The organism is Streptomyces sp. NPDC059524, from assembly GCF_042749255.1.
Lineage (GTDB): Bacteria > Actinomycetota > Actinomycetes > Streptomycetales > Streptomycetaceae > Streptomyces > Streptomyces xanthii.
In genome coordinates this window covers 1-8,604 of sequence record NZ_JBHYTK010000239.1, presented here as the reverse complement: position 1 = coordinate 8,604, position 8,604 = coordinate 1, and the positions used below count along the sequence as shown (strand labels likewise).

9 protein-coding genes are annotated in these 8,604 nt (G+C 73.3%); 6 read left to right on the top strand and 3 right to left on the bottom strand.

What is annotated here, in order from left to right; translation table 11 throughout:
• Positions 1-89 precede the first annotated feature (89 nt).
• Positions 90-1,544, bottom strand: coding sequence for an MFS transporter (locus tag ACFW9D_RS36715; protein WP_384629642.1), 1,455 nt, complete (start codon positions 1,542-1,544; stop codon positions 90-92).
• A gap of 124 nt (positions 1,545-1,668) precedes the next feature.
• Here ACFW9D_RS36715 and ACFW9D_RS36710 point away from each other — a divergent pair, with 124 nt between their 5' ends.
• Positions 1,669-2,184: a MarR family winged helix-turn-helix transcriptional regulator gene (locus ACFW9D_RS36710; protein WP_384629639.1), complete on the top strand. Its 516-nt coding sequence runs from the start codon at positions 1,669-1,671 to the stop codon at positions 2,182-2,184.
• Positions 2,185-2,226: 42 nt separating this feature from the next.
• Here ACFW9D_RS36710 and ACFW9D_RS36705 read toward each other — a convergent pair whose 3' ends face one another.
• A complete protein-coding gene (locus tag ACFW9D_RS36705; RefSeq protein ID WP_384629636.1) occupies positions 2,227-3,174 on the bottom strand; it encodes an SDR family oxidoreductase in 948 nt (315 codons plus the stop codon).
• Between the two features lies 1 nt (position 3,175).
• Positions 3,176-3,916 (bottom strand): SDR family oxidoreductase, encoded by a 741-nt coding sequence (locus ACFW9D_RS36700; RefSeq protein ID WP_384629633.1) that lies wholly within the window; start codon positions 3,914-3,916, stop codon positions 3,176-3,178.
• Positions 3,917-4,013: 97 nt separating this feature from the next.
• Here ACFW9D_RS36700 and ACFW9D_RS36695 point away from each other — a divergent pair, with 97 nt between their 5' ends.
• The 5 genes from ACFW9D_RS36695 to ACFW9D_RS36675 all read left to right on the top strand — a co-directional run bounded on the left by ACFW9D_RS36695 (position 4,014) and on the right by ACFW9D_RS36675 (position 8,463).
• Complete coding sequence (locus tag ACFW9D_RS36695; protein ID WP_188339502.1) at positions 4,014-4,781, top strand: enoyl-CoA hydratase family protein; 768 nt, start codon at positions 4,014-4,016, stop codon at positions 4,779-4,781.
• A 2-nt stretch (positions 4,782-4,783) separates the two neighbouring features.
• Positions 4,784-5,632 carry a CoA transferase subunit A gene (locus tag ACFW9D_RS36690; RefSeq protein WP_188339501.1) on the top strand — a complete coding sequence of 283 codons (849 nt, stop codon included), beginning with the start codon at positions 4,784-4,786 and terminating at the stop codon, positions 5,630-5,632.
• The gene (locus ACFW9D_RS36685; protein WP_384629630.1) at positions 5,629-6,393 is read left to right on the top strand and encodes a CoA-transferase subunit beta; all 765 of its coding nucleotides are present in this window, start codon (positions 5,629-5,631) and stop codon (positions 6,391-6,393) included. Before ACFW9D_RS36690 ends, ACFW9D_RS36685 begins: the two co-directional genes overlap by 4 nt.
• A complete protein-coding gene (locus ACFW9D_RS36680) occupies positions 6,390-7,463 on the top strand; it encodes a nitronate monooxygenase family protein (protein WP_188339499.1) in 1,074 nt (357 codons plus the stop codon). Before ACFW9D_RS36685 ends, ACFW9D_RS36680 begins: the two co-directional genes overlap by 4 nt.
• 73 nt (positions 7,464-7,536) lie before the next feature.
• Positions 7,537-8,463, top strand: a complete 927-nt coding sequence (locus tag ACFW9D_RS36675; protein WP_384629626.1) for a tyrosine-protein phosphatase — start codon at positions 7,537-7,539, stop codon at positions 8,461-8,463.
• Positions 8,464-8,604: the final 141 nt, after the last annotated feature.

Genomic DNA, 8,604 nt, shown 5'->3' with positions numbered 1-8,604 from the left:
AAGTGCGCATCTCCAGGGGCGCGGGGCTGTATCGATCAGCGGCTCCGCCGCGGGGCGCGACCAGCCCCCACCGGAGCCGCAGACGAACGTCAGGCGTGCGGGTCCGTGAGGGCCGTGCGCGGGAGCAGGGCGCACAGCGCGGCGCACAGGACGAACCCGCCGACGACCCAGGGCGCCGCCGTCGTCATGGCGTCCGTGAACCCGGCACCGTCGGAGAGCCGCCCGAAGAAGACCGTGCCGATGACGGCCGCACCGAGCGCCCCGCCGAACTGCTGGGCGGTGGAGAAGATCCCGGAGGCGCCGCCGGCGAGTTCCGCGGGGACGGTGGACAGGACGACGTTGACCAGCGGGACGACGAGGAAGCCCAGGCCCGCGCCGGCGACGACGAGCCCGGGGACCATCCGCCAGGACCCGGTGTGCGCGCCGGCCGCCTGCTCGACGGCGTACCAGACCCAGCCGAGCCCGCCCGCCATGAGGAGCGCGCCCGCGCCGAGGACGAGCCGGCCGAACCGGACGGCGAGCGCGTCGGCGGCGGGGGCGGTGAGGAAGCCGCCGGCGGAGAAGGCGACGGTGAGGACGCCGGCCTGCATCGGCGTGTAGTGCTGGCCGCCCTGCAGCCAGATGGCGAAGGCGAGGAAGAAGCCCTGCATGCCGACGGAGAACAGGAGTTGGACGAGGACGCCGACGGAGAAGGCGGGCAGCCGGAAGGCCTGCGCGGGCAGCAGCGGCACGGTCCGCTCGTCGTGGCGGCGCTCGCGCCGCGCCTCGAACACCCCGAGCCCGGCGACGGCGAGCACGCCCGCGGCGAGGCAGAGCCAGCCCCACAGCGGCCAGCCGTTGCTGTGTCCCTGGACGAGGGGCAGCACGATCGCGACGAGTCCGGCGGCGAGCACGACGCTGCCGAGGACGTCGGGACGGCGCGCGCTGCGCTCCCGGGTGGCGGGCACGAGGATCCAGCCGGCGACGAACGTCCCCACGGCGATCGGCACGTTGACGAGGAACACCGAGCGCCAGCCCCAGCCGAACAGGTCGGCGTCGGTGAGCAGTCCGCCCATCAGGAGTCCGACGGCGGAGGCGAAGCCGGCGACGGCCCCGTACATGCCGAAGGCTGCGCCGCGTTCCTTGCCCTGGAACATGGTGCGGAAGGAGCCGATGACCTGCGGCACGAGCACCGCGGCCATGACGCCCTGGAAGGCGCGGGCGGCGATCAGCTGGCCCGGTGTCTGGGCGACGCCGCAGGCCAGGCTGGCGACGCCGAAGCCGGCGGTGCCGGCGAGGAAGAGGCCCCGGCGGCCGAAGCGGTCGCCGAGGTGCCCGGAGACGATCAGGGTGGCAGCGAAGCCGAGGAGGTAGGCGGAGACGAGCCACTGCAACGCGCTCTCGGAGGCGTGCAGTTCGCGGCCGATGGACGGGATCGCGACGTTGACGATCGTCACGTCGAGGAGGTCCATGAGTGCCGCGATCATCATGACGACGGCGGCGGCCCAGCGGCGCGGGTGGGCGTGGGTCTCGGTGACGGCGGGCGGGGCGAGCGCGGCGGACATGGCGCCTCCAGGTCGGGGCTCGGCACGAGGTATTTCGTTCGGACTAACGAAATACTTGCACCGGCACTCCTGTGATCGCAACCCTTTCTTTCGGGCGAACGAAATATTGGCTAGCCTGGACCGTATGACGAGCGAGACGAGCGACGAGAAGAGCGAGCGGGCCGGGCCGGCGCGCGGCGGCGACGACCGTGAGTCCGTCCTCAAGGAGATGATGGAGACGGGGCGGGAGCAGAGCGCGGCGACGATCATGTTCCACACCGCCGTCGCCGCGTCGCAGGGCCTCAGCCCGACCGAGAGCAAGACGCTCGACCTGCTGGCCAAGCACGGGCCGCTCACCGCGAAGGACCTGGTGGAGTACACGGGCCTGGCCCCCGCCTCGGTGACGGGCCTGGTGGACCGGCTCGCCGCCAAGGGGTTCGTCCAGCGGGTCAAGCACGCCACGGACAAGCGGCGCGTGGTCGTGGAGCTGCAGCGCGAGAAGATCACCGAGCTCGCCGCCTTCTTCGACGACTGGGCCCGTGACGTCGTCGCGGCGTGCGAGGAGTTCAGCACGGAAGAACTGCGGACGGTGACGCGGTTCCTGGCGGTGACGGCGGCGCTGCAACGCGACGCCGCCGCCCGCCTCCCCCAGCCGGAATGACCCGGCCGGAGTGCCCCGGCCGGGGCTCGGCGTGAGCGCCGGTCAGGAGGCCCCGTACACCGCCCCGGGCGTCTCGGCGCGCGCCAGCAGGTCGCGGGCCGCGTCGCCCGCACCGGCCGGTGTCCAGCGCTCGGCCTTGTCGACGGTCGGGCCGGGGCGCCAGCCCTCCATCACCGTGATGCGGCCGGCCTCGACCTCGAAGACGCGGCCGGTTACGCCGTCGCCGGCGGCGCCGGAGCCGAGCCAGACCACGAGCGGTGACACGTTCTCCGGAGCCATCGCGTCGAAGGCGCCGTCCTCGGGGGCGGCCATCGTGTCGGCGAAGGTGGCCTCGGTCATCCGGGTGCGAGCGGCCGGCGCGATCGCGTTGACCTGCACCCCGTAGCGCCCCATCTCCGCGGCCGCGACCAGGGTCAGGCCGAGGATGCCGGCCTTCGCCGCGCTGTAGTTGCCCTGCCCGACCGAGCCCAGCAGGCCCGCCCCGGACGAGGTGTTGACGACACGGGCGACCGGCGTGCGGCCCGCCTTGGCCTCGGCCCGCCAGTACGCGGCGGCGGCCTGGAGGGGCAGGAAGTGGCCCTTGAGGTGGACGCGCATGACCGCGTCCCAGTCGTCCTCCGCCAGGTTCACCAGCATGCGGTCGCGCAGGAAGCCCGCGTTGTTCACCAGGGTGTCGAGCCGGCCGAAGGCGTCGACGGCGGCCGCGACCAGCGAGGCGGCCCCTTCCGATGTCGCTATGTCGCCTCCGTGGGCGACGGCCTCGCCGCCCGCCGCGCGGATCTCCTCGACGACCAGGGCCGCAGGACTGTCGGGCGCGGGCGCGCCGTCGAGGCCCACGCCCAGGTCGTTGACCACGACCTTGGCGCCCTCCGCCGCGAAGGCCAGCGCGTGCGCGCGGCCGAGGCCCCGGCCCGCGCCGGTCACGGCCACCACGCGCCCCGCGCACAGCCCGCCCGAACCCACCGCATCAGTAGCCACAGAATCCGTCATCTCACGCCTCCTTGTTGACCGTTGCCGCGTCGAGGAACGCGGGGCGCTCGCCGCCGCCGTGCACGAGCAGGCTCGCCCCGCTGATGTACGCGGCGGCGTCCGACGCCAGGAACACCGCCGCCTCGCCGATCTCACGGGGCTCGGCGAGCCGCCCCAGGGGCACCGTGGCGCCGACCGCCGCGATGCCCTCCTCGTCCCCGTAGTGCAGGGCCGACAGTTCGGTGCGGACCATGCCGAGCACCAGCGTGTTCACCCGGATGTCCGGGGCCCATTCGACGGCCATCGACCGCGCCAGGTTCTCCAGGCCCGCCTTCGCCGCCCCGTAGGCGGCCGAGCCCGGGGAGGGGCGGGTGCCGCTGACGCTGCCGATCATGACGATCGAGCCGCGCGCCGCCGCGAGCTTCTCGCGGGCGGCCAGCGAGGCGGTGAGCGGCGCCGTCAGATTCAGCTCGATCACGCGCGCGTGCCGCTCCGCGTCCGTCTCGCCGAGCAGCCGGTACGGGGTCCCGCCCGCGTTGTTCACCAGCACGTCCAGCCGCTTCAGGCTCCCGAAGAAGTCCTGCACGGCCGCCGTGTCGCGCAGGTCGACCTGCGCGAACTCGCAGCCCTCGACCGGGACTTCGGGGGGCCTGCGGGCGCAGACCACCACCTTCGCCCCGGCCCGGGTGAAGGCGCGCGCTATCCCCGCCCCCACTCCCCTGGTGCCGCCCGTCACGACGGCGACCCGTCCGCTCAGATCCATCCCGGACCCCTTTCCCCGACCCATTCCGCCGGCCTCCGTCACCTGCTACGGTCATGACCTACCAAACAAACGTTAGGTGGAAAGGTAGCTGAACGCCATGGGTGTCTCCACCTCCTCACCCGAAAAAGGGATCTCCGTCGTCACGGTGGACTTCCCTCCGGTCAACGCACTGCCGGTGCAGGGCTGGTATGACCTCGCCGACGCGGTGCGCGCCGCGGGCCGCGACCCCGACGTGCGCTGCGTGATCCTCACCGCGGCCGAGCACAGCCGTGGGTTCAACGCGGGAGTGGACATCAAGGAGATGCAGCGCGAGACCGCGTCTCCCGGCGGTGGCCACCGCGCGCTGATCGGTGCCAACAGGGGCTGCTACGAGGCCTTCTCCGCCGTGTACCAGTGCGAGGTCCCGGTGATCGCGGCCGTGGGCGGCTTCTGCCTGGGCGGCGGCATCGGCCTGGTCGGCAACGCGGACGCGATCGTGGCGAGCGACGACGCCACGTTCGGCCTGCCCGAGCTGGACCGCGGCGCGCTCGGCGCGGCCACACACCTGGCCCGCCTGGTGCCGCAGCACCTGATGCGGGCCCTCTTCTACACCTCGCGCACCGCGACCGCGGCCGAGCTGCACGCCCACGGTTCGGTGTGGAAGGTCGTGCCGCGCTCCGGGCTGCGCGAGGCGGCGCTCGAGCTGGCGCGGGACATCGCCCGCAAGGACGGCTATCTGATCCGCCTCGCGAAGTCCGCGCTGAACGGGATCGACCCCGTCGACGTGCACCGCAGCTACCGCTACGAGCAGGGCTTCACCTTCGAGGCGAATCTCAGCGGGGTCGCGGACCGGGTCCGCGACACCTTCGGACAGGGAGCCGAGTGATCATGACCGACAAGACGATGACCCCCGACGAGGTGGTCGGCCGGCTGCGCTCCGGCATGACCGTCGGCATCGGCGGCTGGGGTTCGCGCCGCAAGCCGATGGCGCTGGTCCGGGCGCTGCTGCGCAGTGACATCACGGATCTGACCGTGGTCTCGTACGGGGGCCCGGACGTCGGGATGCTGGCCGCCGCGGGGAAGATCCGCAAGCTGGTGGCCGCGTTCGTGACCCTGGACTCGATCCCTCTGGAGCCGCACTTCAGGGCGGCCCGCCAGAGCGGCGCCTTCGAGCTGACCGAGATCGACGAGGCCATGTTCATGTGGGGCCTGCACGCGGCGGCGAACCGGCTGCCGTTCCTGCCCGTGCGGGCCGGCATCGGCTCGGACGTCATGCGGGTCAATCCGGAGCTGCGCACGGTCACCTCGCCCTACGAGGACGGGGAGACGTTCGTCGCGATGCCCGCGCTGCGCCTGGACGCGGCCCTGGTGCACATGAACCGCGCGGACCGCAGGGGCAACGGGCAGTACCTGGGCCCCGACCCGTACTTCGACGACCTGTTCTGCGAGGCCGCGGACGAGGCGTACGTGTCCTGCGAGCGCCTCGTCGACGGGTTCGGGGACGACACGCCGCCCCAGTCGCTGCTGGTCAAGCGGCATGTGGTGACGGGTGTGGTGGAGGCGCCGCACGGCGCGGACTTCACGTCCTGCGCACCGGACTACGGCCGGGACGAGGCCTTCCAGAAGCTCTACGCGAGCACGCCGTGGGCCGAGTTCGCCGAGCGGTTCCTGCCGCCCGGCGGTGACGAGAAGCAGTACCAGTCCGCCGTCCAGGCCTGGCACGAGGAGCAGAAGTGACCACCACCGAGACCGCCGCCCCGCCCGCGACCCGGGCCGAGTACTGCGTGATCGCCTGCGCCGACGCCTGGCGGGACAACGGGGAGGTGCTGGCCAGCCCGATGGGCCTGATCCCCGGCTTCGGCGCCCGCCTCGCCAAGCGGACCTTCTCCCCCGACCTGCTGCTCACCGACGGCGAGGCCATGCTGGTCGGGCTCGACGGCGCGGCCGAGGGCTGGCTGCCGTACCGCCAGCACCTCACGTTCGTGACCGGCGGCCGGCGGCACGTGATGATGGGCGCGAGCCAGATCGACCGGTTCGGTAACCAGAACATCTCGTGCATCGGCGACTGGGAGCGCCCCGACCGCCAGCTGCTCGGCGTGCGCGGAGCGCCGGTGAACACGCTGAACAATCCGGTGAGTTACTGGGTGCCCAAGCACAGCCCGCGCGTGTTCGTCGAGAAGGTCGACATGATCAGCGGGGTGGGCTACGACAGCGCCGCCGCGGCCGGCCCTTCGGCGACGCGCTTCCACCGCATCCCCCGGGTCGTGACGAACCTGGCGGTGCTCGACTTCGAGACGCCGGACCACACGATGCGGATCGCGTCCGTGCACCCCGGGGTCACGGTCGAGCAGGTGCGGGAGGCGACCGGGTTCGCGCTCGCGCTGCCGGAGGGCGGCGAGGTGCCGTTCACGCGGGAGCCCACGGCCGAGGAGCTGCGGCTGATCCGTGAGGTCGTCGACCCGAGGTCGCTGCGCGAGCGGGAGGTCCGGTCGGCATGAGCGACAGCGCGGATTTCACCCTCCCCACGGCGTTCACCAAGCTCACCGGGGTGCGTCACCCCATCGTGCAGACGGGCATGGGCTGGGTCGCCGGCCCCCGCCTGGTCTCGGCGGCGGCGAACGCGGGCGCGCTCGGTGTCCTCGCCTCCGCGACGATGACCGTCGACCAGCTGCGGTCGGCGGTGCGGGAGGTGAAGTCCCGCACGGACCAGCCCTTCGGGGTGAACCTGCGGGCGGACGCGGGCGACGCGCGCGAGCGCGTGAAGATCATCGTCGCCGAGGGCGTGAAGGTGGCGTCCTTCGCGCTCGCGCCCTCCAAGGAGCTGATCGCCGAGCTGAAGGACGCGGGCGTCGTCGTCATCCCGTCCATCGGGGCGCGCCGGCACGCCGAGAAGGTCGCCGCGTGGGGCGCCGACGCGGTGATCGTGCAGGGCGGCGAGGGCGGCGGCCACACCGGTGAGGTGGCCACGTCGGTGCTGCTTCCGCAGGTCGTGGACGCGGTCGACATCCCGGTCGTCGGCGCGGGCGGCTTCCGTGACGGGCGCGGCCTGGTCGCGGCGCTCGCGTACGGGGCGGCGGGCGTCGCCATGGGCACCCGCTTCCTGCTGACCTCGGACTCCACCGTGCCGGACGCGGTGAAGGCCAAGTACCTGGCGGCCTCGGTCAAGGACGTGACGGTGACGACGGCGGTCGACGGACTGCCGCACCGGATGCTGCGCACCGAGATGGTGGACGCCCTGGAGGGCGCGGGCCGCACCCGCGCACTGCTCCAGGCCGTGCGCCGCGCCTCCGGGTTCAAGAAGCTCTCGGGTCTGTCCTGGCCGCAGATGGTCCGGGACGGGCTCGCGATGAAGCACGGCAAGGACCTGTCCTGGAGTCAGGTCCTGCTGGCGGCGAACACGCCGATGCTCCTCAAGGCGTCCATGGTCGAGGGCCGTACGGACCTCGGCGTGATGGCGTCCGGGCAGGTCGCGGGGCTCATCGAGGACCTGCCCAGCTGTGCCGAGCTCGTCGACCGCGTGATGGCCGAGGCCCGGCACGTGCTCGACACCCTGCCGACACCAGGGTGAACCGTGGGCCGCCCGGCGGCCCCCGGTCCCCGGGGCGGCGCCGGACGGCCGCTTCCTGCAAGGGAGTTCAGGTATGCACGCTCCTCAGGCCGACATCACGGCGCCCTCCCGGCGCCGGGTGCTCGGGGTCACGCTCGGCGTGGCCACGGCGGCGGCGCTCGTTCCGGCGGGCGCCGCCGTCGCGCACGACCGGCCCGCGTCCGCGGCGCCGCCGATCCGGCAGATCCCGCTCCAGGGCGCGGTGAACGTCCGCGACCTCGGCGGGTACCGGGCCCGCTACGGCGGCCGGGTGCGGTACGGGTACGTGTACCGGGCCGACGCCCTCGGCAAGCTGACCGACGCCGATGTCTCCGCGCTGGCGGGGCTCTGGCTGCGCCGGTCGGTGGACTTCCGGGTGCCGTTCGAGGTCCAGATGGACGGGGCGGACCGGCTGCCGCCCGCCGCGGCCGCGGTGGCCCGGCCGATATCCGACGGAGGGATGTCGGCGGAGCTGATCGCGGCGATCGGGTCGAAGGACCCGGTGCGGCAGGAGGCGCTGCTCGGGGGTGACCGTGCGGCGGCGATGATGCGGAAGGTGTACCGGACCTTCGCGTCCGACGCCGCGGCGCGGGCCGCGTTCGCTCAGACCCTCCGGGACGTGGCGCGCGGGGACGGGCCGGTGCTGTTCCACTGCACGGCCGGCAAGGACCGTACGGGGTGGCTGGCGTATGTGCTGCTCGGCGTGCTCGGGGTGTCGTCGCGGGTCGCCGTGGCCGACTATCTGGCGTCGAACGGTTTCCGGGCGGAGGCGGATGCGCGGACGCGGGCGGGGCTCAAGCAGGCCGGGATGATGGAGAACCCGGACCTCTTGATCCCGGTCCAGGAGGTCCGGGCGGAGTATCTGGCGGCGGGCCTCGACCAGGTCCGCGCGGACTTCGGCAGTCTTGAGCGGTACGTCTCCCTCGGCCTGGGCCTTGATCGCCGGGACGTGGCGCTGCTGCGGGCCCGGTTGCTGGACTAGTCCCGCTCGTCGCCGGGCGCGGCTCGGTGGGCGCCGATCGCGCCACCGCCGAGCCGCGCTGTGCCGTCGTCGCGATCCACCCGCCGGTGGGGGCTGGTCGCGCAGTTCCCCGCGCCCCTGAGATGCGCACTTCGTGCGCCG